At 70.6% G+C, this 22,353-nt stretch carries 22 protein-coding genes and 1 tRNA gene; 12 read left to right on the forward strand and 11 right to left on the reverse strand.

Going from position 1 to position 22,353, the window contains the following annotated elements; genetic code table 11:
* Positions 1 to 162 precede the first annotated feature (162 nt).
* Together NQU55_RS36835 and NQU55_RS18085 are read left to right on the forward strand one after the other, a co-directional pair.
* Positions 163 to 1,530, forward strand: a complete 1,368-nt coding sequence (locus NQU55_RS36835) for a sensor histidine kinase (RefSeq protein WP_256790841.1) — start codon at positions 163 to 165, stop codon at positions 1,528 to 1,530.
* On the forward strand, positions 1,527 to 2,264 hold the full coding sequence (locus NQU55_RS18085; protein ID WP_240976504.1) for a response regulator transcription factor: 738 nt from the start codon (positions 1,527 to 1,529) through the stop codon (positions 2,262 to 2,264). Before NQU55_RS36835 ends, NQU55_RS18085 begins: the two co-directional genes overlap by 4 nt.
* A gap of 49 nt (positions 2,265 to 2,313) precedes the next feature.
* Here NQU55_RS18085 and NQU55_RS18090 read toward each other — a convergent pair whose 3' ends face one another.
* Complete coding sequence (locus NQU55_RS18090) at positions 2,314 to 3,636, reverse strand: phosphatase PAP2 family protein (protein WP_256790850.1); 1,323 nt, start codon at positions 3,634 to 3,636, stop codon at positions 2,314 to 2,316.
* A 231-nt stretch (positions 3,637 to 3,867) separates the two neighbouring features.
* Here NQU55_RS18090 and NQU55_RS18095 point away from each other — a divergent pair, with 231 nt between their 5' ends.
* The gene (locus NQU55_RS18095) at positions 3,868 to 4,443 is read left to right on the forward strand and encodes a GNAT family N-acetyltransferase (protein ID WP_168093902.1); all 576 of its coding nucleotides are present in this window, start codon (positions 3,868 to 3,870) and stop codon (positions 4,441 to 4,443) included.
* 174 nt (positions 4,444 to 4,617) lie between these two features.
* Complete coding sequence (locus NQU55_RS18100) at positions 4,618 to 5,202, forward strand: hypothetical protein (protein WP_168093892.1); 585 nt, start codon at positions 4,618 to 4,620, stop codon at positions 5,200 to 5,202.
* A 99-nt stretch (positions 5,203 to 5,301) separates the two neighbouring features.
* Here NQU55_RS18100 and NQU55_RS18105 read toward each other — a convergent pair whose 3' ends face one another.
* Positions 5,302 to 5,712, reverse strand: coding sequence for an organic hydroperoxide resistance protein (locus NQU55_RS18105; RefSeq protein ID WP_168093893.1), 411 nt, complete (start codon positions 5,710 to 5,712; stop codon positions 5,302 to 5,304).
* A gap of 124 nt (positions 5,713 to 5,836) precedes the next feature.
* On the opposite strand from NQU55_RS18105, the gene NQU55_RS18110 reads away from it, so the two are divergent.
* Positions 5,837 to 6,316, forward strand: coding sequence for a MarR family winged helix-turn-helix transcriptional regulator (locus NQU55_RS18110; RefSeq protein ID WP_168093894.1), 480 nt, complete (start codon positions 5,837 to 5,839; stop codon positions 6,314 to 6,316).
* Between the two features lie 4 nt (positions 6,317 to 6,320).
* Positions 6,321 to 6,485 (forward strand): hypothetical protein, encoded by a 165-nt coding sequence (locus NQU55_RS18115; protein WP_168093890.1) that lies wholly within the window; start codon positions 6,321 to 6,323, stop codon positions 6,483 to 6,485.
* Here NQU55_RS18115 and NQU55_RS18120 read toward each other — a convergent pair.
* From NQU55_RS18120 to NQU55_RS18140, 5 genes are all read right to left on the reverse strand, one after another.
* Positions 6,469 to 6,936 (reverse strand): PPOX class F420-dependent oxidoreductase, encoded by a 468-nt coding sequence (locus tag NQU55_RS18120; RefSeq protein WP_168093895.1) that lies wholly within the window; start codon positions 6,934 to 6,936, stop codon positions 6,469 to 6,471. The genes NQU55_RS18115 and NQU55_RS18120 overlap by 17 nt on opposite strands.
* Positions 6,937 to 6,993: 57 nt before the next feature.
* Positions 6,994 to 7,524: a hypothetical protein gene (locus NQU55_RS18125; RefSeq protein ID WP_168093896.1), complete on the reverse strand. Its 531-nt coding sequence runs from the start codon at positions 7,522 to 7,524 to the stop codon at positions 6,994 to 6,996.
* A 166-nt stretch (positions 7,525 to 7,690) separates the two neighbouring features.
* Positions 7,691 to 9,673 (reverse strand): caspase family protein, encoded by a 1,983-nt coding sequence (locus NQU55_RS18130; protein ID WP_168093897.1) that lies wholly within the window; start codon positions 9,671 to 9,673, stop codon positions 7,691 to 7,693.
* The gene (locus tag NQU55_RS18135) at positions 9,670 to 10,143 is read right to left on the reverse strand and encodes a hypothetical protein (RefSeq protein ID WP_206329545.1); all 474 of its coding nucleotides are present in this window, start codon (positions 10,141 to 10,143) and stop codon (positions 9,670 to 9,672) included. Before NQU55_RS18135 ends, NQU55_RS18130 begins: the two co-directional genes overlap by 4 nt.
* A 195-nt stretch (positions 10,144 to 10,338) precedes the next feature.
* Positions 10,339 to 11,244, reverse strand: a complete 906-nt coding sequence (locus NQU55_RS18140) for a LysR family transcriptional regulator (protein WP_168093898.1) — start codon at positions 11,242 to 11,244, stop codon at positions 10,339 to 10,341.
* A 225-nt stretch (positions 11,245 to 11,469) separates the two neighbouring features.
* Here NQU55_RS18140 and NQU55_RS18145 point away from each other — a divergent pair, with 225 nt between their 5' ends.
* Positions 11,470 to 12,747 carry an MFS transporter gene (locus NQU55_RS18145; protein ID WP_256790842.1) on the forward strand — a complete coding sequence of 426 codons (1,278 nt, stop codon included), beginning with the start codon at positions 11,470 to 11,472 and terminating at the stop codon, positions 12,745 to 12,747.
* Between the two features lie 51 nt (positions 12,748 to 12,798).
* Here NQU55_RS18145 and NQU55_RS18150 read toward each other — a convergent pair whose 3' ends face one another.
* Together NQU55_RS18150 and NQU55_RS18155 are read right to left on the reverse strand one after the other, a co-directional pair.
* Positions 12,799 to 13,368 carry a PP2C family protein-serine/threonine phosphatase gene (locus tag NQU55_RS18150; RefSeq protein ID WP_308402250.1) on the reverse strand — a complete coding sequence of 190 codons (570 nt, stop codon included), beginning with the start codon at positions 13,366 to 13,368 and terminating at the stop codon, positions 12,799 to 12,801.
* A 419-nt stretch (positions 13,369 to 13,787) separates the two neighbouring features.
* The gene (locus tag NQU55_RS18155) at positions 13,788 to 15,224 is read right to left on the reverse strand and encodes a purine-cytosine permease family protein (RefSeq protein WP_256790843.1); all 1,437 of its coding nucleotides are present in this window, start codon (positions 15,222 to 15,224) and stop codon (positions 13,788 to 13,790) included.
* Positions 15,225 to 15,484: 260 nt separating this feature from the next.
* Between NQU55_RS18155 and NQU55_RS18160 the strand changes: the two genes are divergently transcribed.
* From NQU55_RS18160 to NQU55_RS18175, 4 genes are all read left to right on the forward strand, one after another.
* A tRNA-Ala gene (locus NQU55_RS18160) sits at positions 15,485 to 15,557 on the forward strand.
* Positions 15,558 to 15,819: 262 nt separating this feature from the next.
* A complete protein-coding gene (locus NQU55_RS18165; protein WP_168096025.1) occupies positions 15,820 to 16,920 on the forward strand; it encodes a calcium:cation antiporter in 1,101 nt (366 codons plus the stop codon).
* A 493-nt stretch (positions 16,921 to 17,413) separates the two neighbouring features.
* Positions 17,414 to 18,277: a hypothetical protein gene (locus tag NQU55_RS18170; protein ID WP_168096024.1), complete on the forward strand. Its 864-nt coding sequence runs from the start codon at positions 17,414 to 17,416 to the stop codon at positions 18,275 to 18,277.
* A gap of 11 nt (positions 18,278 to 18,288) precedes the next feature.
* On the forward strand, positions 18,289 to 19,347 hold the full coding sequence (locus tag NQU55_RS18175) for a terpene synthase family protein (RefSeq protein WP_168096023.1): 1,059 nt from the start codon (positions 18,289 to 18,291) through the stop codon (positions 19,345 to 19,347).
* Here the strand turns inward: NQU55_RS18175 and NQU55_RS18180 are convergent.
* Positions 19,266 to 20,366: a Rieske (2Fe-2S) protein gene (locus NQU55_RS18180; RefSeq protein ID WP_308402249.1), complete on the reverse strand. Its 1,101-nt coding sequence runs from the start codon at positions 20,364 to 20,366 to the stop codon at positions 19,266 to 19,268. The two genes, NQU55_RS18175 and NQU55_RS18180, sit on opposite strands and share 82 nt — an antisense overlap.
* A 340-nt stretch (positions 20,367 to 20,706) precedes the next feature.
* Between NQU55_RS18180 and NQU55_RS18185 the strand changes: the two genes are divergently transcribed.
* Complete coding sequence (locus NQU55_RS18185) at positions 20,707 to 21,834, forward strand: chitinase (protein ID WP_256790844.1); 1,128 nt, start codon at positions 20,707 to 20,709, stop codon at positions 21,832 to 21,834.
* Between the two features lie 29 nt (positions 21,835 to 21,863).
* Here the strand turns inward: NQU55_RS18185 and NQU55_RS18190 are convergent, their stop codons facing one another.
* Positions 21,864 to 22,256, reverse strand: a complete 393-nt coding sequence (locus NQU55_RS18190; RefSeq protein WP_168092496.1) for a hypothetical protein — start codon at positions 22,254 to 22,256, stop codon at positions 21,864 to 21,866.
* Positions 22,257 to 22,353: the final 97 nt, after the last annotated feature.

Below are 22,353 nucleotides of genomic sequence, written 5' to 3' on the forward strand. Positions count from 1 at the left end.
GCACCCACGCTTTCCCGATGTTGCGATGTCGTCCGCGCCGTTCGTCGCGTCCGGCAACCTTCGCGGGGCAGGGGCGGCCGGCACATCCCGGTAGCGGGGGAATCCGCATCTGGCTCTTGCGGGGGAGGTTTCCGGCAGGAGGCCGGTGCGATACTCCGCGGCGTGCGCACGCTCATACCTCCGCGTTTCGCCGCGGATTCCCGAAAAGGCCGGCTCTTCAGCCGGTTCTCCAGTGGGTTCTCCAGCGGGATCTCCAGTCGGCTCGCCGACTGGTTCTCCGACTGGTTCTCCGGCTGGTTCTCCAGTTGGCTCTACGCGTTTCTCGGCGCCGCAGTCGCCGGTCTGCTGCCGCTCGTGGTGGCGGTAGCGGTGGTCGCCGTGACGCCGGCCGGCGGGCCGGGACCCGTCCGCGCGGTTCTCCTCCTGGCGCTCTGGGCGGCGCTGTGCGCGGCCGCGGGCCGTTCACGTCTCGCCCGGTCCGCGTCCGTCCGGCTCGCCAACCACCTGCTGGGCACGGCTCTTCCGGCACCCGGTTCCGAAGGCTCCGGCCGGTCGCACCGCTTGCGTACAGGAGCGTGGCTCGTCCTGCATGCGTTGCTGGGCGGGGCGTCCGTCGCCGCCTCCGGCCTCCTCCTGATGGCGGCCGTCGCCCTGCCCGCCGTATGGCTCAGGGGCGGGGACCGGATCGTTTTCTTCCTGCCCGTGGACGTGGCCGGGGGCGGGCCAGGAGCGTGGACGCTGCCGGCCGCCGCCCTGCTCCTGGCTCTCGCCTACTGCATCGGCGAGGGCATGAGTGCCCTCCTCAGACGGCTGGCCCCGCCTCTGCTCGGCCCGCTGCCGGCCGAACGGCTCGCCGCCCTCGAAGGGCAGGTGCGCGTCCTGGCCCAGCGGAACAGGCTCGCCCAGGAGTTGCACGACTCGATCGGTCACGCCCTGACCGCCTCCACCATCCAAGCCGCGGTGGCCAAGGAGCTCGTGGACACCGACCCGGCCGCCGCCCGCCGCGCCCTCACCGGCCTGGAGGAGGCTTCCCGCGCGGCCATGGACGACCTCGACCACGTCCTGGGCATCCTCCGCGAGGGCCGGGCCCCGACGTCGCCGCAGTTCTCCCTGACCGACCTGCACGCCCTGGTGGACCGGGTGCGCCGGACCGGGACGGACGTCGACGCCGACATCACCGGCGACCTGGCGGCCGTACCGGCGACCGTGTCCAGGGAGGCGTACCGGATCGTCCAGGAGGGCCTCACCAACGCGCTGCGCCACGGCGGGCGGTCGGCGCCGATCAGCCTGCGGGTGGCGGCCACGGGAGCGTGGCTGGAGATGGAGGTCGCCAACCGGATCAACCGGGCCGCCCATCCGGTGACTCACGCGCTCGCCGACCGCGCCCGCCGCCGTAGGAGGGGAGGCCAGGGCGTCACCGGTATCACCGACCGCGTGCACCTGCTCCGCGGCGGGATCTCCGTAGGCCCCGACGCCTCCGGCACCGGCTGGCTGCTCGCTGTCCGCATCCCACTACGGTCGACGTCATGACCATGATCACGACTGCGGCTGCGGCCGCGACGGCCGGAGACACCGCCGTCGGCGCTACTGCGATCTCTGCCGTCACCGTCCTCGTCGCCGACGACGAGGAACTCACCCGCACCGGCCTGCGCGCCCTGCTGTCCGCCCGGCCTGGCCTCGACGTGATCGGCGAGGCCGCCGACGGCACCCGGGCCGTGTCCCTCGCCACCGAACTCCGGCCCGATGTCGTGCTGATGGACGTACGCATGCCCGGGATCGACGGGATCGAGGCGACCCGCCGGCTGCAGGCCGTCCTCCCCGAGCCTCCCAAGGTCGTGGTGATCACCACCTTCGAGAACGACGAGTACGTCTACGACGCCTTGCGCGCCGGTGCGAGCGGCTTCGTCCTCAAGCGGGCGCCTTCGGAGCAGATCGCCCACGCCATACGTCTGGTCGCCACGACCGACTCCGTCCTCTTCCCGGACGCCGTCCGCAGGCTCGTCGCGGCGCGGCCCGCGCCCCCGGCCCGCCCCGCGCGCGGCGTCCCCGGGCTGACGGCCCGCGAGGTCGAGATCCTCCGCCTCATGGCGACGGGCCTGTCCAACCCCGACATCGCCGGCCGCCTCGTCGTCAGCCTGGAGACCGTCAAGACCCACGTGAGCAACCTGCTGGCCAAGCTGGGCGCGCGGAACCGTACGCAGGCCGTGATCCTCGCCTACGAGTACGGGTTCGTGGTCCCCGGGGCGGGAATCCCCTGGGCCTGACTCGGACTCGGACTCAGGCTCGGACTCAGACTCAGACTCAGACTCGGACTCAGACCAATTCGGGCTGAGGTTCCGGTTCCGGTTCCGATTTCGGTTGCCGCGCCGGTGCGGCCTTCGGCTCTCGGTCCCACATTCCGGTGGTCCGCACGTAGCCGTAGATCACTGAAGTCAGCGCCAGGACGAGAAGCGGTCCGAACACCCACGGATGCTCGGCCATCTCCACCGGCAGGTAGCGATAGGTCAGCAAGAGCGCAGCGAAGACCGTCGCGCCGTAGGCGACCAGCTGGATTCCTGCCCGGTCCCAGCCGCGCACCTGCGAGCGCAGCGCCGCCTCGATCGTGAGCGCGAACACCACGCCGGCAACGAGGTCCACGCCGTAGTGATAGCCGAATCCCAGCGTCGCGCTGAGCGTGGCGATCAGCCAGAACGCGCCGGCGAACCGCAGGATCAGCGGGCCCTTGCGGGAATGAATGAAGATCGCGGTGGCCCACGCCGTGTGGAGGCTGGGCATGCAGTTGCGCGGGGTGATCGCGTCGTACGGCACGGGGTGCGGGGTGGCGATCGACACCGGCGTGTGCGGCCAGAGGTTGGCCACCGCCCACTCCACGCCGCCGGTGCCGGAGGTGCCCGGGCCGTAGGCGAAGATCGGTCCGACCACCGGGAAGACCATGTAGACGGCCGGCCCGAGGAGGCCGATCACCAGAAAGGTGCGCACCAGGTGATGGCGCGGGAAGCGGCGCTCGGTCGCCACGTTGCGCAGCTGGTACAGGGCGACGACGACCGCGGCCACCGCGAGCTGCGCGTAGACCAGGTCGAGAACGTGGGTGCCGATCGGGCCGGTGGCCTCAAGGATCCGGCCTGCCACCCACGAGGGGTTGCCCAGGGCGTGATCGGCGGTCGCCAGGTACGGGTCGAGCACTTCGTGCCGGGTCTTCGCCGTGATCAGCAGCCAGGTGTCGCCGGTCTTGCGCCCGGCCACCAGGAGCAGGCCCAGGCCGACGGCCTGCAGCAGCACGATGCGTTCCCGGCCGGTGCGGCGCGTGACGGCGATGACCGCACAGCCCAGCATCACCCACAACGCGCCGTTGCCGAAGAAATGCCCCTCGGGCACCTCGGCGTCGATCGCCCACCGCACGAGCACGAAGACGGCGTCGATGCCGATCGCGGCACCGGCCGCGATGAATCTCTGCCGCCAGGTGAGCGCCACCATCATCAGTGCCAGACCGCCGTACAGCGGTCCCGGTTTGGGGGCGAATATCACCTCTCTCACCTGAGTGGTCATCGGCCCCGGCCGGCCGGTGTAGTGACGCGCGGCGATCTCCAGCGTGATGAGAAACCCGAGGGTCACCACACCCGCCGTGGCCCACAGGATCACCCGTGGTTGACGCCACGCGGCGAACGGAATTCTGCTGCTTATTCGCGAAAACACCCCGCGATACTATAGGTGTCGATCGTTTGAGCGATTTGCTGGGGTTTTGTGCCGTTGGTCAGGTGCTGAGGAGACCGTCGGGAAAGCGGAAACTCGATTGCCGCTCCGATTGCGCCGTGGGTAGCGTCACCGCCCGTGACTCCGAACCCGAAGCCGAACCCGAACCCGGCACCGATACAGGCACCGACAGAGCCGTCGACACAGGCGTCGGCGCCGACGCCGACGCCGACGCTGCGCACCGAGCGCCTCGTCCTGGCCCCTTATACCCCAGAGGACGAAGAGGCCTTCCTCGCCCTCTTCCAGGACCCGCAGGTGTCGCGCTGGATGGGTGACGGCCCCTCCAGCGAGGAGGACGACCGGGCCCTCTTCGGGCGGATCTTCACCAACGTCTACGCCCGGAACCTGTTCGACGTCTGGTCCGTGCGCCGTCCGGACGGTCGCTTGATCGGGCACGCGGAGATCAAGCCGACCGAAGAGGTCCGGGGTCACGAGATCATTTACGCCCTTGCGCCCGAGGCGTGGGGTTCCGGCCTCGGGACCGAGCTGGCGGAGGCGATCGTCGCCTACGGCTTCGACACGCTCGGACTGGCCGAGGTGCACGCCACCGTCGCCGAACCGAACAAGGCCTCGCTGGCCGTACTGGAGCGGCTCGGTTTCGAGCACGTGCGGGACATCACGGAGGACGACGGCAGCACCACGTGCGTGCTGACGCGGTGCGCCGGTGGGGTGACAATGCGCGCCGGACGGTGATCGTCGGCCGACCCTGAGGTCATGTCCTTCCGCAAGACCCCGTCAGGTGGCCGGCCCGATGACGTTCCCCGGCCTGGTGCGACCGCCGAGGCAAGCCCTCCGGGTACTCCGGGCCCTCCGGGCCCCAAGAGGCGCTACGAGCAAGCGCACGCCTGGGCCGGGACGCTGGCGGGCGTGGTGGCCCTCGGGCTCTCGATCCACAATTTCGTCGCTCTCCAGCGGGAGCCTTCCGTCGACGTCGCCCTGCCGCACATCGCCCGCGTCGCCCAGGGGAAGGACACCTGGCTCTACTTCCAGCCGACACTGTCGACGCGGGTCAAGACGGAGCGCGCCGAGGTGATCAGCCAGGTCGAACTCCACCTGCGGCCGACCGCTTCCGGCGCCGGGGAACCGGCCTTCTTCTGGGACGAGACCGGATCGTTCTCCTACGACGCCGCAGCCCACAACCTCACCTACCAGCGCGTCGCGGACCCGAGTCCCTTGCTGGTCAGCCAGAGCACCCCGCAGCAACCGCTGCTCCTCTTCAACGCGGTCGGCTGGGGCTTCGGCGAGGGCAGGTACGAGGGCACCTTGGTGCTGCGGCGGGCGAGCGGGGAGGGGCCGCTCACAAAGAGCTTTTGCATGGTCGTGTCCAAGGCCGCCGCCACGACCATGCGAAGCGCCGGGCAATACAAATTCAACGACTTCCGGGATGACGTGCCCGGGAGCGACACCCACAGGCCGGAGTCCAGGGGCTGCTACGTCTTGTCCCCGGTGTAGCCGGGATGCGACCCGAGGGCGGGGCGGGCCCGCCGCGGCTGCACGGTCAAGCACGCGGAGCTGCCGCCGGTGCCGAAGCGCTGATCCCGTCGTTGCCCGTTACTCGACGACGAGTTCGACGGGGATGTTGCCGCGGGTGGCCTTGGAGTACGGGCAGACCTGGTGGGCCTGCTCGACCAGGCGGGTTCCCGTCTCGCCGGCGAGGCTGTCCGGGAGCTCGACGCGGAGGACGACGGAGAGGCCGAAGCCGGAGTCGTCCTTGCCGATGGAGACCTCGGCGGCGACCGAGACGTCCTTCGTGTCGACCTTCGCCTCGCGGCCGACCAGGCCGAGGGCGCTGGCGAAGCAGGCCGCGTAGCCGGCGGCGAAGAGCTGCTCGGGGTTGGTGCCATTGCCGTTGCCGCCGAGCGGGGCCGGCATGGCCAGCGCGAGGTCGAGCTGCCCGTCCGAGCTCACGGCACGGCCTTCGCGGCCGTTGGCGGTGGCGACGGCGGTGTACAGCGCATTCATGGGGGTCCCCTTCGATTGGGTTCGGGCGGGTGCGGCGCCGGTTCCCCGGCCTCCGCACACGAGTAATGATTGCACACAACTAAGTTGCGCACAATTAAATGGGGGTGCGGGATACCCTGGGGGCATGACCACTCCGCCGCCCTTTCCCCTCCCGGACGACGCGGAGCTGCTCCGCCTCGATCACCAGATCTGCTTCTCGCTGAACGCCGCGGCGCGCGCCTTCGGCGGCGTCTACCGCGACGCCCTCAAGGACCTCGGTCTGACCTACCCGCAGTACCTGGCCATGCTCGTCCTCTGGGAGGAGCCCGACCCCCAGCCCGTCAAAGCCATCGGCGAACGGCTGCGGCTCGACTCCGGCACGCTCTCCCCGCTGCTCAAGCGGCTGGAGGGGGCCGGCCTGGTCGCGCGCGAGCGCAGCGCGGAGGACGAGCGCTCGGTCGTGGTCCGCCTCACGGAGGCCGGCGAAGCCCTGCGCGAGCAGGCGCTGCCCGTGCCCCGCCGGATCGTCACCGCGACCGGCCTCTCCCTCGAGGAGGCCCTCACCCTGAGGGCCCTACTGGAACGGCTCACCGGAAACCTCGACGCGGCGCAGGGCGGGGGCTGAGGGCATGGGTGGCAACGAGAGCGCGGGTTTCGTGGTTCTCGGGCGCGAGCAGCTTGTTGCACCGCTCTTCGGTGTGGACACTCCCGTGCTCACCAAGGGGGAGTGGCGCGAGGTCCGTCACTACGGCATCACCGCGCTGGGCGGTCTGCCGTTCAACGCATGGGACTGACGGGCGGCGACGTGCCATCGGCTCCCGGTGCGCCGGGCGGCAAAGCCTCGACGCCTTTCACGCGGTGAATGCGGGACGGCTCGATCAGGACGACGACGCGCTGTTCGCCCGGGACGCCCCACTCGAATCGATCGGTTCCCACGTAACGACGCGCCAGCCGGTCCATGTTCCGGTCCGCTTCCGGGCCTTCTACGAAGCGGACGGCGCGGCCGCGGATCTGTACGCGGTCGTAGGGGTCCGCCGGGTCCGCGTGGGAGAGGCACACGCGCGGCTCGCGGCGGAGGTTGCGTTCCTTGATCCGCCCGATGGACGTGTTGAACAGCAGCAAGTCCCCTTCGAGCCCCAGCCACATGGGGCTCACGTGCGGCGAGCCGTCAGGGTTGACGGTGGCGACGTACCAGATGTGCGGCGCCTCGATCCGCGTGCGGATGTCGTTCGGTATCGCGACCATGGGGTGGTAGTGCCCCGGCGTGGGGCAGGTGATGCTTCCTGTGGCTCGCCTGCGCGCTCACCCGTTGAGGTCGAGGATGTAGTTGTTGGTGATGAGGAAGGTGGTCACCATCCCCGTGCCGAAGGTGCCGGTGCCGGACTCGGTCTCCCTGGCGCCGCCGAAGGGGCCGCCACCGACGACCGTGCCGGTGCCCTGCTCCGTGGCGTTGCCGGACGCCGCGTCCGAGAGCCGCTCCAGCCGCCTGTTCACCGCGAGGTCGATGATCTCGCCGCTGCTGCCGCTGAAGATGCTGAGCCGGTCGGACGTTCTGGCCTGGTAGACCCGCCCGCTGACGGTCGCGGTTCCCGACAGCGTCAGCTGCCCGTCGTAGGACGTGGTGGGCGTCGCGCAGCGGAGGTCGCCTTTGCCGTCGACGGCTCCGTTGCTGGTGACGTTCACACGGATCGAGCCGGCGCAGTTCAGGGTCGCGGCAAGGGCGCTGCCGGTGCGGGCGGAGACGGCCGGAACGGGAGCGGCTGCCACGAGGGGGAGCGCCCCGGCGACGGCGGCCGCGGCGGCGATCAGACTGCGGGCACGGAACGGGAACATGGCAGGCCCTCCTCCGGTCTTCATGAACGTCGGAGGTGCGTACCCTCCACCCGGAAGTGTGCTCTTGCCTTGCCCTCAGGCGGAATCACTCGTTCAGGTGATGGCCGGGGTGCCCCCGCGTGCACACCATCCGCAGTGGCAGAGGCGGCGGAGACGACCGAACCGGTCAGGCGTACCCCCTCGCCACGAGGTATACGAGGAGGATCAGGACGGCCAGGACCAGGGTGGGGGCGGCGATGATTTTGGCCGTCCGTGTGAGGACTCCGGTGGCGTGGGCCGGGCCTTCCGTGTAGTGCGTTGCCGATGCCGCCGAGGAGCCCAGGCTGTTCCGGGCGATCGATACGACCACCAGCGCCAGTATCGCCGTGATCAGGGAGACGACGAGCGGACCCGTCAATCCCGTACGGCCGGCCTCGTCTTCGAGGGTCGTCCTCGGGTCGTACACCCGCGCCTCCACCGCCTGGATCGCCGCAATCGCGGCCAGGACGAGCGTGATCAGCGAGGCCACGGACAGGCCCAGGGAGACGGCCGCCAGGGCGGGGGCGCGTTGGGGGCGGGTCGGGGGCGAGGGGTGGTGTGACGGCGGCGGTCGTGGGGTGGGGCGCTGCGTGCGGCGGGGCGTTGCCCGTGAGGCGGGGCGTGCGGCGGGGGCTGCCGCGGGTCCGGCCTTGGGGGGCGTGGCCGGTTTGTGCGGGCCGGGTTTGTGAGCGTGCGGCTTCTGTCTGCCCGGCGGCTGTGCGACCGGAGTGCGCGCCGGCGTCGGCCGGTGGGCCGCAGGCGGTGGCGGGACCGGTGGTCGCGCGCGGGCGGGTGGCGGCTTGCCCGCCGTCGGCGCCCTCGGCGCAGCCGGTACCACCGCCGTCGGACTCTCCGGGGACACCGGCGCCGGCAGCACCTCCGCCTCCACGTGGACCAGCTCTTCCCCGACGGCGCCCTTCAGCACGACGTCGCCGCTGAGCCGTCCCGGCCCCGCGGAGGTGTCGACGCTGATGTCGATCCCGTCGGGGGTCGCCGCGGCCCGGAGCCAGTCCGCCTTGGGGTGCGCGGCGCAACTGCGGGCCAGCGGCGGGCCGAGGAGCCGCACTTGCTGGTGCGGCGGCGGCGCGCCCCGCGGCACCGGGCCGAAGTCCAGCCGGGTCGGGTACGGGTTGACGGTCACCTCGCTCAGGGCGCGGCCGGCCTCGTCGGCCACGGCCCGGATGTCCTTGCGCGCCATTTCCGCCAGGGCCTCGCGGGCTCCGACGGCGACGGACAGGTCCGCGTTCTCCATGCGGGCCCGCAGTTCGGCGATGGCTCCGCGGCGGGTGTAGATGTCGGGGCTGCGCATCGCGGCGTGCACGTCGTCCGGCACGGGGGAGGGGGCGATCCGGCGCCGGTGGCTGCGCGCCAGGTACAGGTCTCCCTGCATGTCGACGCTGCGGCTGGGGGTCTGGTGGGGGTTCTCCTGCCGTACGCGGTCGAAGACGTACTCGTACAGCTCGTCGAGGGAGATCCGGCCGTCCTCGTCCAGGTCGGCCTCTCCGGTGGCGAGGCCGGAGACGAGCGCGCTGGTGAACACCGAGGGCCGCGGGACGGCCGCCGTCTGCGTGAGCTCGGAGCCCTCGAAGGCGTACTCCATGGAGTTGGAGGCGGTGATGACGGCCCAGCCGCGGCCGCCGCCGAGCTTCTCGCCCGCGAAGGACTCCAGGACGTTGACGTCGCCGGCGGCGCGGGCGACCGCGCCCTGGGGGAAGGCGCCGCCGTAGCAGCAGTCCAGGAAGAGGGCGATGCTGCGGGCGCGGGTACAGGACATGCAGCGGCGTACGAAGTCGGCCGGCACGGCGGTGGAGGCCAGGCGCCGTGGCAGCGTGTTGCTGGCCGCGAAGTACAGTTCGCCGGACTCGCTCTTGAGGCCGTGGCAGGAGAAGTGGACGACGAGGGTGTCGCCCGGCCGCCGGTCGGCGAAGAAGTCGTCGAGCCGCATGCTGATGGCGTGCGAGGGCTCGTTCCGCACGATCTGGACGTCGAATCCGCCGATCCGCGGATCGCCCAGGACGCCCGCCAGCGCCTCGGCGTCCTGCGCCGGCGACATCAGCTGTCTGAGCCCTTGGTCCTGGTAGCTGTCGTTGGCGATGATCAGCGCGTACCGGGACTCCGCCGTGTCCGTCATGGCGGGGCCTCGCCGATCGGTGCCTCGCCGGCCGGGTGCGCCCTACCGGCCGGCGCCGCGCCGGGCGACGCTTCTCCGGACGGCCCCGCGCCGGGGGAGTGGCGCCGGACGAAGAGGTCGAAGGCCTCAGTGACCTGCTCGGGTGTCGCCTCGGAGAGCTCCAGGACGTCGTCGTCGAGCGTCAGCCGCATCGACGGCCGGGAATCCCGGCAACGGCCCCACCACTCCCTCACGACGTTGACGACCTCGCGCAGCGCCGTGGCGGACGTTCCCAGAGTGACCAGCAGCGCTCCCACCTGGGTGACGTCCACGGCCCGGGCGCCCGGTGGCACCTCTGCGTCGGCCGGGAGGGACGTCACGTCGTCCACGTCGAGCTGGAGCAGCTCCCGGCGGAGGTAGCCGGTCAGCTTCTCGACGTGCTCGGCTTCCGTTCCCTCCTCGGACAGGAGGATCTGCAGTCGGTTTTCCACCGTATTCGCCCCTTCGCGCCCAGTCGCAACCCAACAGTCACGCTTCCTCGCGCTCACGGCTCACAGGGGCGACGCGGAGTCGGACCGCAGTGGCTCCACGTGCCTCACTTCCAGTCTGTGATCCCTCCTACCCCGCCGCAACCAGGGTCCGTGGCCGGGCCCGCACACGGCGCACGGCACACGCCGACGTGGCCCTCACGCGCTGATCCGTGGCCCCATTTCCCGTGCCAGCGCCAGGGCCAGCGCACGGAAGATCTGTACCTCGGGGTTGCGGTCCCGGGCGCGGACGGCCAGGTAGCTGCTCTCGTGAGGAGCGTCGAGCACCGGGACGAAGACCGCGCCCGGCCACGCGTAATAGCGGGCGAACGACTTCAGGCCGGAGCCGGCCGCGCGCCCGGTGACCACGCCGGTGAGGACTTCCTGCGGCGTCAGCGCCACGTGCGGGCTGCGGCGCCGGGCCGCGCAGTCGAAGTACAGGTAGTCGGTGAAGGTGCGGGGTGTGTGCCCGGGGACCGTGAAGAACGGCAGGTCGGCGATGTCCGCGAGCAGGGCGCCGGTGTCGCGGGCGTCCGCCAGCGGCGACGACTCCGGTACCGCCACGATGCGCTGCTCGGTCGTCATGGCGTCCGCGGTGATCCGTTCGTCCGCCGGGGTGGGGCGGACGAAGGCCACGTCCACGCGGTCCTCGACGAGCGCCGAGACGTGCTCGGTGAAGTCGAGCTGCCGCAGCTCGACGGGGACGTGGGGACGGGCCCGCCGGAAGGCGTTGACCGACGCGGGAGTCAGCTCCGCCGAGCCGTGGCCCATGATGCCTACGCGGAGCGGTCGTTCGGCGGCGGGCGGGGCCTGGGCGGCCTCGGCCACGTCGTCGAGCGCGGCGTTCGCGGCGGCGAGCAGCGTACGGGCGTGACCGGCCAGCCGCTCGCCGGCGGGTGTGGGGGAGACGGGGTTGCGGTGGAGCAGGCGGGTGCCGAGGTCGCTCTCCAGCCGCCGGACGTGCTGGGTGACGGCGGGCGGGGAGAGGAAGAGCCGCGCGGCTGCCCGCGCGAAGTGTCCTTCCTCGACCACCGCCAAGAAGGACGCCAGCAGACGGAGATCCATGACGGCCACGATAGACACTCCGGCCGCCCGGTTCGCATGTGCATTCACAAATCGTGAATGCGGGCGGCGGGGGTGGGGCGGAGGCCCGTAGGACTGGCGGACGTGAGTATTCCTGTCGAGCACACCGGCCCTGGTGCTTGTGGCACCTCTGCCTCCTCTGCTACCTCTGGCGCCTCTGCCACCTCTGGCTCACGGACGCGGTCCGGTTGGATACGGACGGGCTGGATGATGACGGCCTCCGGCTGGAGCGCCAACCAGTTCTCCGCCCTGCTGGGTGCCTATCGCTCCGAGCTCGGCCTGTCCGAGTCCGCGGTCACCGGCCTGTTCGCGCTGTACGTCGTCGGACTGGTCCCGGGCTTGCTGATCGGCGGGCCGCTGGCCGACCGGCGCGGCCGCCGGCCGGTGGCGCTGACCGCCCTCGCCGTCAACCTGTTCTCCACCGGCCTCCTGATGGCTGGCTCGGCCGCCACGGTGTGGCTGCTGCCCGGCCGCTTCCTGACCGGCGTCAGCGCCGGCGCCCTGCTGGCCGCCGGAAGCGCCTGGATCAAGGAGCTCTCCTGCCCGCCCTACGTTCCGGAAGGGGCGGCCGGGGTGGCGGCCCGCCGCCCGGGCCTGTTCGTCTCGGCGGGCTTCGCCTCGGGCGGCCTGGTGGCCGCCTTGATCGCCCAATGGCTGCCGCATCCGATGGCGACGGCCTACGTTCCCCATGTCGTCCTGGCGGTACTCGCCTGGGTGCTCGCATACCGGGCACCGGAGACCCGCCGGCCGGCTGAGCGGGATGCGCGGGCTGCCGCGGGTGGTGACGGGGCTGCGGTTGACGCTGATGGTGTCGCTGCTGTCACCGCCGTCGACTGGCCCCGCTTGCGCCGCGCCGTACTGCCCCTGGCCCCCTGGGTCTTCGCCGCCCCGGCCATCGGCTTCGCCACCCTGCCCGGGCTGGTCGACGGCGGACTGACGGGCTGGCGCACCGTCTACGCAGGCCTCGCGACCGCCGTCGTCCCCGGCTGCGGCCTGCTGGTCCAGCCCCTGGCCCGCCGCCTGGCCGTACGGAACCGCTTCGCCACCGCGTCGGCCGGGCTCGGCGCGATCACCGTAGGGCTCGCCCTCGCCGTTCCCGCGGCGGCGGCAGCGCAGCCGGCGCTCGCCCTCGTCGCGGCGGCCGTCCTGGGGGCCGGTTACGGTTTCGCGCTGTCCTTCGGCCTGACCGAGGCGGCCGCGGCCGCACCGCCGACGCGGCTGGCCATGGTGACCTCGCTGTTCTGGACGGCGGCCTACCTCGGCATGCTCGTCCCGTACGCACTCACCCTGCTCTCCCGCTGGTGGAGCATGCCCGTACTCCTCGCTGCGGGAGCCGTACTGGCGGCACTGACCTGTGGCGGGTTCGCGGCCGCCGGCGCCGTAGGGCCGTCTCCTGAGCGGCGACCCGCTTGCCCGGGATCAAGCCGGGGTGATGTGTATCCCGCCCCGGCCAGTAAGTTCAGGACTTCGGCGAACAGGTCGTAGGGGCGCGGTCCGTGACGTGCCGGCGCCGCCGAGGTCGCCCCGTGGTGGGCTTCATGCCGGGGCCTGCGGGAGGCGTTCGAGGGCCATGACGGCGACGTCGTCGGTCATCGTGCCTCCCGCGTACGCGATCAGGTCGCGGTGGAGGAGCTGGACGAGGCGGTCCGGGTCGGTCTCCTGCCAGGTGGCGACGCGGTCGGCGAGGGGGTAGAAGCCTCCGTCGGCGTCCCGGGTCTCGATGACGCCGTCGGTGTAGAGCAGGAGGACGTCCCCCGCGCGGTAGGGGAACGACTCCGACTCGTAGTCGTCCTCCGTCAGGCCGCCCGCCAGGCCGAGCGGCAGCGCGGGGTCGGCCACGGTCAGGGTGGTGACCTTGCCGTCGCTCAGTACGAGCGGGGGAGGGTGCCCGCAGTTGATCAGCCGGAGCACCGGCTGGCCGTCCGGGATGTCCAGGACGGCGGCGGTGATGAAGCCCTCTCCGGGCGTCCGGTCGTCGACGGGCTCCGCCATGTCCCAGTACGTGGCGTTCTGCAGGTGCGCGACCAGCCGCGGCAGCGGGGGGTCGCGGTGGGCCGCCGCGCGGAAGGCCCCGAGCAGGGAGGCGGCGTCCCCGATGGTCGGGATGCCCTTGCCGCGGGACCGGCCGCAGCAGTACGCGCTGGGCCACCTCCGCCGTGGTTCGGCGTCTCCAGGCCGCCGTGGAAGATGCCGATCACGACCTGGGCCGTCACGGCGAGGGCCCCGATGACGGCCGTGAGCACGGGTCCGCCGATGGCCGCGCTGATCGCCGGCGCGGCGACCAGGAGGGGGCCGAGGTGGATGTCAGGGGGTGTCAGGAGGTCGACGACCATCACCAGAGCGATGAGCCCCAGCGGCACGGCGACCAGGGACCGGCTGGTGGTGTGCCACCACCGGCCGAATCCGGGCACACTGCGCTGAACGGGCATGAGTACTGCTTACCTTCTCGGTGCCCTCCCTGCACGGCTGCCACATCGGTGGCGTCGCCCGGCCGCGGCGGCGTTCGGGGTGCGTGTGTGGACGGCTCAGTTCTCCTTGGTGGCCGGGTTGCGGCGGTTGTTGCTGCTGTTGCTGTGGTTGCTTTTGCTCACGCTGCCGCCTTCCGGTTCGTCCGCCGGGTGGACGGTCTCGGCAGGCGGGTCGGCGGTGCGCCGGGCCCAGGGCAAGTAGACGGCCGCGGTGAAGACCAGTCCGACGATCCAGGAGACGTCCGCACCGCCGAGCCGGTCCGTCAGCGGACCGGTGTAGAGCTTCTGGGCCAGGAAGGGGATCTGGGCGAGCACACCGAGGGCGTAGCTGCTCAGCGCGGGGACGTTCCACCGGCCGTAGCGGCCGTCCGGGTCGTACAGCGCGGGAATGTCGACGCGCTCGCGCGAAACCAGGTAGTAGTCGGTCAGGTTGATGGCGCTCCAGGGCGTGAACACCATGAGCAGCAGCAGGACGAAGTTCTTGAAGTTGTCGAGGAAGTCCGCGCTCGCCGCGACCGCGACGACGGTGGCCGCCGCCGTGAAGGCGGTGATGTACAGCGCGCGGGCGGCCGGCGTGATCCTGGACCGGCCGTCGAACGCGGTCACCGTCGTCAGGATCGACATGAAACCGCCGTACGCGTTGAGGCAGTTGACGGTGAGCTTGCCCACCAGCACCACCAGGTAGATCAGGAAGCCGACGGCCGCCGGCCCCGCCAGCTCGCCGACGAACCCGACCTGGTCGGACAGGAAGGCCTCGCCGGCCACGGCGGCGATCAGGGCTCCCAGGCTCATGGCCCACTGCGCCCCGAGGACGCTGCCCGAGAAGGTGGACCAGAAGGCCGCCCGGGCGCTGGTGCTACGGGGCAGGTAGCGCGAATAGTCGGCCACGTAGGGGCCGAAGGTGAGCTGCCAGCCGGCGCCGAGCGAGACGGCGAGCAGGAACGTCACGGCGTCGAAGGACTGCCGTCCGACGTGCGCGCCGACGTCGTACCGGGCGAAGACGGCGACGAGGAGGTAGCCGAGACCGATGCCGCCGACGACGGTCGCCACCCGGCCCGCGAGGTGGATGAGGCGGTATCCGGCCAGGGCGACGACGGCGGTCAGCACGCCGAAGACGAGGATTCCGGGGGTCGTGCCGGGCAGGTGCAGGATCCTGCGGACGGCCTGCCCGGCCAGTACGGAGCCCGTCGCCGCGAAGCCCAGGTACATGAGGATCACCATCACGAGCGGCACCACCGCGCCGAAGACGCCGAACTGTGCGCGGCTCGAAATCATCTGGGGCACCCCGAGCCGCGGCCCCTGGGCGGAGTGCAGAGCCATCACCACCCCGCCGAGGACGTTGCCCACGAGCAGCGCCGGGATCGCCCACAGCGCGTCGGCGCCGAAGACGACCGCCAAGGCGCCGTCGACGACGGCGGTGATCTGCATGCTCGCGCCGAACCAGAGGGTGAACTGACCGTGCGGGGCGCCGTGCCGCTCGGCGTCCGGGATCACCTCGATCGTCCGGCGTTCCAGGGCGAGGGGGGATCGGGAAGGGGGTCGTGAGGGGGATCGGGAGGGGGATCGGGGCGTGGGTGGGGACGACGGCTGCTCGGACGACGACATGGGTGCCACACTCCCGGCTCGGCTCCGGCTCGCGTGATGTTGCGCAGAATCTGGCACGGGCGAAAACCGGAGTCAACGGGGCGGTCGCCGTCGTGTAATATTGCCGATGTCGCCGGGGAAACCGGGCGGAAAGCAGAACAGCAGAACAAGGGGCTATAGCTCAGTTGGTAGAGCGCCTGCATGGCATGCAGGAGGTCAGGAGTTCAATTCTCCTTAGCTCCACAGTGAACGAGAGGGAGGCCACCCGGGTCGGGTGGCCTCCCTCTTCGTCGTGCGCTCCCCGATGGAGGGAGTTTGTGCACCCGTCCGGGTGACGGGCGTTTCTCGGATCATCAGACGGCCAAGATCCTTCATGACAGCGGCACGCTGCCCTTGTCCAGTCCTACCAGCCGCGGACTGGGCAAGGGCGAGGACGGCCGGCCGAGGCGGCGGCGGGAAATCTCCAGCAAATGGGACATCGCCGTCAATCTGCGAAGCTTTCCGTATGAACTCTCGGCTCCACTTCCTTGCCGCGCGCTGGCCCGCCCTCGTGCCGGCGCTCGCCGCCGTCGTCCTGGCCCTGACCTGGGGGCGGTCACTGTCCGCCGGAACGGTGGCCCTGGTGAGCTGCTGCCTGGCCGGCGCCGTGCTCGCCGCCGTGCACCACGCGGAGGTGATCGCGCACCGGGTCGGCGAACCCTTCGGATCGCTCGTCCTCGCCGTCGCGGTGACCGTCATCGAAGTGGCCCTCATCGTCACGCTCATGGCCGACGGAGGAGACAAGAGCGCCTCCCTGGCCCGCGACACCGTCTTCGCCGCCGTCATGATCACCTGCAACGGCATCGTCGGGCTCTCCCTCCTCGTGTGCGCCCTCCGGCGCCGCGTCGCCGTCTTCAACGCGGAAGGCACCGGCGCCGCCTTCGCCACCGTGGCGACGCTCGCCGGCCTGAGCCTGGCCCTGCCGACCTTCACCACCAGCACCCCCGGCCCGCAGTTCTCCCCGGCCCAGCTCGTCTTCGCCGCCGTAGCCTCGCTCCTCCTCTACGGCCTGTTCGTGGCGACCCAGACCGTGCGGCACCGCGACTACTTCCTCCCGGTGACCGCCCAGGGCGAAGTCATCGACACCGACGACCACGCCGACCCACCCACGGCCCGGACCGCCCTGACCAGCCTCGGCCTGCTCGCCGTCGCCCTGGTATCGGTCGTCGGCCTCGCCAAGGGCGTCTCCCCGACCATCGAGTCCGGCGTGGCCGCCGCCGGCCTCCCCGCCTCCGTCGTCGGCGTCGTCATCGCCCTGCTCGTGCTGCTCCCCGAGACCATCGCCGCCCTGCGCGCCGCCCGCCGCGACCGCGTCCAGACCAGCCTCAACCTCGGCCTCGGCTCGGCCATGGCCAGCATCGGCCTCACCATCCCCGCCGTCGCGGTGGCCTCGATCTGGCTGGACGGCCCCCTCCTCCTCGGCCTCGGCGCGACGCACATGGTGCTGCTCGCCCTCACCGTCGCCGTCGGCACCCTGACGGTGATCCCGGGCCGCGCCACCCCGCTCCAGGGCGGCGTACACCTCTCGCTCCTGGCGGCTTATGTGGTGCTGGCGGTGAGTCCCTGATCCGCGGATGCGGACGCGGATGCGGGTGTGTCTGCGTCTGCGGCTGAGGGAGCGGGGACGGGGGCAGGGGCACGGCGAGGACGGCGGCCGGTCGGCGCGAATTCGATTCCAACCGGGGACGTGTCGCGCCCATCCCCGGTAATCTCATGCAGGAACGCTTCCGCATTCAGCGGCCACCGTCGGCAGAGCCGTTCGGAAATCGGCCCCTGCAGCCACGCGACTGCAGGGGCCGACCTGTCGTCCCGACGGTTCCGCATAAGGCGGAAAGAGCCGGGGAGTGAGATCCCTGCAGCCGTGCTACTGCGCACGACCACGGAGAATGCGTGCTACAAGCGCCGGTGGCGTACGCCTTGGTGAAGCCGCACCGTATTCGCGAGAATGTGTGCAGGCGCCCACGGCGTTTCCGGGGGGAACCCGTGCTTCTGCGCCTGCTGTTCTCCGACGCGCTCTGATCCTCACGGCCGGTCCCACGGAACCCCAGACGGAGGACGACATGCGGGTGCGCACCTACAAATCTCCGTACGCGGCGCGCGTTGCGGACGAAATCCTTCCGACGTGGCTGTCGTACCCGAGCGGCTGGTTCTGCTTGGGGTTCTCCCGGCAGTGGAAACCCGGAGATGTCCACACGCGCCCCTTCATGGGAACCGATGTCCCCGTCCACCGCACACGTGAGGGGAAGCTGCGGGCCGACCCGCTTCCCGTCAGGGAGGCCCATGGCATCGTGTGGGTAGGGCACACCCGGGACCGTACGCCGCCGGGGTGGGAAATCCCGTCCTTCCCCGAATCCTTCGTCAGCCCCCACACCTACTGCGCCGTCGAGATGGCAGGCCATCCTCAGGACGTGATGGAGAACTTCATCGACCACCGGCACATCATCGAGCTGCACGGTGTCGATTTTCTCGATGTCCTGACCGAGGCCAAGGCGGACGGGCCGTTCTTCTCCGTCACGTACCGGGTCGGGCGCAGCCTCCCCTTCTGCTCCACCGTCCAGGACATCCGCGTGCAGTTCATCGGGCTCGGAGCCGCGCTCATGACGATCGAGCTGTCGCGCTACCGCCTGACTGCCGCCCAGTGGCTGCTCGTGACCCCCGTCGGACCAGGACGTATCCGGTACTGGGGCGCAGCCAGCGCGACCGTCGCCCCTTCCTTCCGATTGCCGTCGCTGCCGCGTCACGGCATCGAACGTCTGGTCGGCTTTGGGATGAATCGATGGTCCCTTCGTGACAGCCGCGCCGACTGGCCCATCTATCACCACAAGGCGTACCTGCCCCACCCCCGGCTGAACAGTGAAGACGGTCCGATCGGTGCTTTCCGGCACTGGGCTCGCCAGTTCTCTTCGGATGGTTCTGATCGGTAGAGGAGAGGGCCGTGCCTGCACGCGTCATTCACTTCCCGCAGGTCAGGACCCGCCTCCCCATCTACATCAATCCCTTGGTGGAGGAAGTAGAGACCCGGCTGGCCGAGTACGTCGCCGGACATCCTGTTCTGCAGTGCCACGAGGCGAAGATTCTCCAGGACCAAGCGGCGCGCCTGGTCTGCCTGTGGGCTCCTCAGTCGGTCGACGTGGAGCGGATACTGACCGCGGCGAAGTACGTGGCCATCACATATCTGGTCGACGACCTGCTGGACGAAGGCTGGCAGGGAATCGGGACCAGGGAATCGGTGACCGCCCTGAAGCGGGTCATCGCCCGGGAGAAGGAGCCCGAGACCGCCGTGGAAGCGACGCTGGCGAGCATCACCAACCCCTTCCTGGACGGGCTGGGGAACACCTTTCGCAGCAGGATCAACACGGCACTCGGCAACTGGATCGACTCCGGTATGGACAGTTCCGTCCCTCGTCGGCTTCACCTCATGCGTGACGAGGAGTTCCTGGCCTGGCGGGTGGCTGACGTGGGGTACGAAGCGAACGTCGCGATCGCCGAATACTCCGTCGGCTGCGACGCGTCCGGATATGAGGACGTGCTTCGGCCGCTCAAGGTGAAGGCCGTTGAACACGTACTGATCGTCAACGACGTGTACTCGTACCGCAGGGAGCGGGCCCAGAACGGTGTCGCCGCCAATATTCTGACCCTCTGGACGCGACGGGACGGCATCTCGCTCCAGCAAGCGGTTTACCGGGCGTGCGACCTGGTCTACGACATCGAGAGGGAATACGTGGCGCTGGAGCGTGACATCGTCCTGAGGGAACCAGGGACGGCGCCCTACGCGGAAGCGCTGAGGATGCTGTTCCAGGGCAACCGTGCCATCCACGCATGCGGGACCCGCTACAACGGTGCCGGTTTCCGGGGGAATCTGCTGCGGGGGGCGTGGGTCCGCCTGGACTCCGATCTCTCTCACGTCCTCGCCTACGACGCCGGATCCGAAGGCGTCGGAGAGCCGGTATCGCTGAGGCTCGATGCCGTACCGGCCGCCCTCTCCGTGGGATAGAACTGGCGCGACCATTGCCGGTAGGCGTCGTCGCTCCGGCCGTCTGCGGGCTCGTCCCGCCGGCTCGGGAGGGGCACCGCGCGGTGAGAGCCCGGACGGCCGGTGCGGGCGCCGTGCAGCGTCCAGTGGTTCACGCCGCGGCCGAGAGCGCGCTCGACGCCCCGGCGGAGAGGCGCCGGGAGCCGGGTGGGGGGAAGAAGCATCGCCGCGCCACTGGCCACCCGGTACCGCACATGACCGGGATCCACGGGGGTGACGAGGACCCAGTGGGCGCCGTCCAGGCGGCGATGCGCCGACTCGGTCAGGAACAGTGCCGCGCCGAGGCCGAGGATGCGCAGGGTCACGTCCTGGAATACGGAGAAGCACGGCAGGCCGAGGCCGAGGCTGAGACGGAAAGCCGTGGAATAGACCGGGCCGCCGGTCACGGGCTCCGACAGAACATCGATGGCGTCGACGCCGTGGAGTGCCGTGAAGTGCCTGTGGCCGGCTACGTCCCTCATCAGTTCCTGGGGACGGCCGGGCCGGTCGACCACGTGGGACGCACTGGGGCTGATCACAGGCCGGGGCAGGAGAGGAAGTTCCCACGACGGCGGGGAACCGCCAGGAGAGTGCCACACCCACACGATTCCGTAGGCCTCCCGCGAAGGCAGCACGGTGAGTGATGCCTTGGGAGGCACTCCGTACGGCGTCCGCGCACAGGAACCGTCCACGGCGAATGCGAACTTGTGGAAAGGGCACACCAAGTACTCGCCGTCGACGGTGCCGCCCGCGCCCAGGTGCGCACCCAAGTGCGGGCAGTAAGGCAGGGTGGCTCGCAGCAGGCCACGCCGAGTACGGAAGACGACGATGTCGCCGCCCATGAAACGCACGGCCCTGACGTCTCCGGGCTTCCACTCCGGGGAGAACCCCACGCAGAACCAGCCGCTGGGGTACGGCAGCGGGAGAGCCGGGAGCCTGTCTGCGGGCCGGGCCGAGTGCCCGTGCCTGAAGGTCCGCATGAGCACGGCGGCCCTCCTCATCTGTCAAGGCGATGCCCGGGTCATCGCGTTGGGGCGCAGGGGACACACAGGGACGCGTAGGGACGCCACCAGCATGTTGTCCACCCTGCACGGCTCGTCAATCCCCGGTCGTGCGGTGCACGGGAGCACATCCGGCGGACTGAAAAGGCGGAGGTGCGCCGCGCACTTCCCGTGCGCGGCGCCGCAGCGAAACGGAGGAGGAACCGGGACGGTGGTGACAACCGGCAGTGTTCAGGCCCCGGGTTTGGTCCAGACCTATTGACGGTTCAACGGGGCGGTTTTAGCGTGCGACACCTTCAGTGACCTGTGGCGGGCAGCCACGGCCCGGAGGGAGCCGAGCATGATCGGTCGGATGGTGCGTCTGCTGGCGGGGGCGGCCGGGGTCTGCCTGGGGGCGGCGTTCGCAGGGCCCGTGCCCCTGCAGACGGTGCAGGTTCAGGCGCAGGTGCGGACGGAGACGCCGGTGCCGGCGGTGCGCGCGGCTGCCGCCGCGGCGAGCGGGCCGAGAGCGGACACCTGTCCCGTGCAGTCGAAACCCCCGGGCAAGGTGCTCCAGGGCTACTGGGAGAACTGGGACGGCGCGGCGAACGGCGTCCACCCGCCGTTCGGCTGGGTGCCGATCACCGACGCGCGCATCGGTGAGCACGGCTACAACGTGATCAACGCGGCGTTCCCCGTCATCCGTTCGGACGGCACCGTTCTGTGGGAGGACGGGATGGACGCGACCGTGAAGGTCGCGACGCCGGCCGAGATGTGCCGGGCCAAGGCGGCCGGGGCCACGATCCTCATGTCGATCGGCGGCGCGGCGGCGGGCATCGACCTCGGTTCCAGCACGGTCGCCGACCGGTTCGTCGAGACCGTCGTGCCGATCCTCAAGACCTACAACTTCGACGGCATAGACATCGACATCGAGACCGGTCTCACCGGCAGCGGCAACATCAACACCCTGTCCGCCTCGCAGGCCAACCTCATCCGCATCATCGACGGCGTACTCGCCCGGATGCCCTCGAACTTCGGCCTCACGATGGCGCCCGAGACGGCCTACGTCACGGGCGGCAGCGTCACGTACGGCTCGATCTGGGGCGCGTACCTGCCGATCGTGAAGAAGTACGCCGACAACGGCCGACTGTGGTGGCTGAACATGCAGTACTACAACGGCAGCATGTTCGGCTGCTCGGGGGACTCGTATTCCGCGGGGACGGTGAAGGGGTTCACGGCGCAGACGGACTGCCTGAACAAGGGGCTGGTGGTTCAGGGCACGACCATCAGGGTTCCCTACGACAAGCAGGTGCCGGGGTTGCCGGCTCAGCCTGGTGCCGGGGGCGGATACATGTCACCGGGGCTGGTGGCACAGGCGTGGAACACCTACGGCGGCGGGCTCAAGGGCCTCATGACGTGGTCCCTCAACTGGGACGGGTCGAAGGGGTGGACCTTCGGGGACAACGTCAGAAGGCTGCAGGGTCGCTGAGCCGCAGCCGCTGCGCTGCTGCGGGGTGGTCAATGACCGCGCTCGCGCCCCGGGCACAAGTCGAGGGGGTCGCACAGCAGGATCACCTGGTAGGCGTCCGGCTCGGACCCGGTGCCGTGCTCATGGTCGGCATGCGGCACGAACCGCCACTGCGAGGCCTTGACGTGCCGTGTCCGGTCCGCCCTCTCGACACGCGTGTGGAGCGTGCGGGTTCCCGGGTCGTTGGTCTCCACCAGAACCTCGTCCGTGGCGAGCGGGAAGTGATCGTGCAGGAGGCACAGGCCGAAACGGTTCAGGTTTCCGTGCTTCTCCAACACCGCCACCAGATCCCGGACGAACTCCGCGTCCCCGGGTCCCAGCCCTTCGGCTTCCTCAAATCGGGGAAGCGGCCTCTTACGGGTGGCACTCTTGGCTTCGGTCATGGCTTCTCCGTAAAGTCACCGGTGATCAGGTCATGGGAATCCATCATCAGTCGCCGATTGTTCTGCCGCCATTCGGGCAGCTCGGCCGAAGGAGTGG

The sequence above is a fragment of the Streptomyces telluris genome, from assembly GCF_024519335.1.
Taxonomy (GTDB): Bacteria; Actinomycetota; Actinomycetes; order Streptomycetales; family Streptomycetaceae; genus Streptomyces; species Streptomyces telluris.